General features: G+C 55.5%; 1 protein-coding gene and 1 rRNA gene. One reads left to right on the top strand and one right to left on the bottom strand.

What is annotated here, in order from left to right:
- On the top strand, positions 1-398 hold a 398-nt coding region (locus EAW56_RS12895; RefSeq protein WP_208636521.1), incomplete at its 5' end, for a hypothetical protein.
- Here EAW56_RS12895 and EAW56_RS11930 read toward each other — a convergent pair.
- A 16S ribosomal RNA gene (locus EAW56_RS11930) occupies positions 399-1,915 on the bottom strand.
- Between the last annotated feature and the right edge of the window lie 2 nt (positions 1,916-1,917).

The following is a 1,917-nucleotide window of genomic DNA, read 5'->3' as shown; positions in this document are numbered from 1 at the left end:
GCACACACAAACATGCGCACAAGGATGCGGCAAAGAAGAAAGATGCTCGCGTCCACTATACAGTTCTCACACAACACACCCACACCACAACAACCACACACCACAAACAGCGCAGTGATCATTCACGTGCAAGCCAACAAGACAACCACAACCACACACAACGCAAACGCCGTGCGCAGGCCATGTGCTGCCCCAGACACCCAACAGCATGCCAACATACCCAAAACCATGTTTGCGGAACACTTGGTCACACACCCGCGCCGCACAAAGCAGAAGCATCCAACCCTGCCGGTGCGCATCCACCCGGAATTTATACAAAACAAATAAGTGGCAGTCACACCTACGGCGACATCAACCACCAACCCACAACCGTGGGCACAAAAACAAAAGCTCCTTAGAAAGGAGGTGATCCAGCCGCACCTTCCGGTACGGCTACCTTGTTACGACTTCGTCCCAATCGCCGATCCCACCTTCGACCACTCCCTAACAAGTTTGGGCCATGGGCTTCGGGTGTTACCAACTTTCATGACGTGACGGGCGGTGTGTACAAGGCCCGGGAACGTATTCACCGCAGCGTTGCTGATCTGCGATTACTAGCGACTCCGACTTCATGGGGTCGAGTTGCAGACCCCAATCCGAACTACGACCGGCTTTCAGCGATTAGCACACCCTCACAGGATCGCACACGCGTTGTACCGACCATTGTAGCATGTGTGAAGCCCTGGACATAAGGGGCATGATGATTTGACGTCATCCCCACCTTCCTCCGAGTTCACCCCGGCAGTCTCTCATGAGTCCCCAACCAAATGCTGGCAACATAAGACAAGGGTTGCGCTCGTTGCGGGACTTAACCCAACATCTCACGACACGAGCTGACGACAACCATGCACCACCTGTACACCAGCCACAAAGGGAAAGACTATCTCTAGCCCGATCCAGTGTATGTCAAGCCCAGGTAAGGTTCTTCGCGTTGCATCGAATTAATCCACATGCTCCGCCGCTTGTGCGGGCCCCCGTCAATTCCTTTGAGTTTTAGCCTTGCGGCCGTACTCCCCAGGCGGGGCGCTTAATGCGTTAGCTACGGCACGAACCCCGTGGAAGGGACTCACACCTAGCGCCCACCGTTTACGGCATGGACTACCAGGGTATCTAATCCTGTTCGCTCCCCATGCTTTCGCTCCTCAGCGTCAGTTACTGCCCAGAGACCTGCCTTCGCCATCGGTGTTCCTCCTGATATCTGCGCATTCCACCGCTACACCAGGAATTCCAGTCTCCCCTACAGCACTCAAGTTATGCCCGTATCGCCTGCAACCCCGCAGTTAAGCTGCGGTATTCCACAAACGACGCGACAAACCACCTACGAGCTCTTTACGCCCAGTAATTCCGGACAACGCTCGCACCCTACGTATTACCGCGGCTGCTGGCACGTAGTTAGCCGGTGCTTCTTCTCAACCTACCGTCACAAAAGCTTCGTCGGTTGCGAAAGGAGTTTACAACCCGAAGGCCGTCATCCCCCACGCGGCGTCGCTGCATCAGGCTTGCGCCCATTGTGCAATATTCCCCACTGCTGCCTCCCGTAGGAGTCTGGGCCGTATCTCAGTCCCAATGTGGCCGTACACCCTCTCAGGCCGGCTACCCGTCGACGCCTTGGTAGGCCATTACCCCACCAACAAGCTGATAGGCCGCGAGCTCATCCCATACCGCAAAAGCTTTCCACCACCCCATCCAAGAAGTGGTCATATTCGGTATTAGACCCAGTTTCCCAGGCTTATCCCAAAGTACAGGGCAGATCACCCACGTGTTACTCACCCGTTCGCCACTCGAGTACCCTGCAAGCAGGGCCTTTCCGTTCGACTTGCATGTGTTAAGCACGCCGCCAGCGTTCATCCTGAGCCAGGATCAAACTCTCCACAAAAA

Origin of the sequence: Corynebacterium gottingense (assembly GCF_003693265.1) — a bacterium.
GTDB classification, from domain to species: domain Bacteria; phylum Actinomycetota; class Actinomycetes; order Mycobacteriales; family Mycobacteriaceae; genus Corynebacterium; species Corynebacterium gottingense.
Note: the sequence above shows the minus strand (reverse complement) of the source record. Positions and strands in the feature narration are given on the sequence as shown.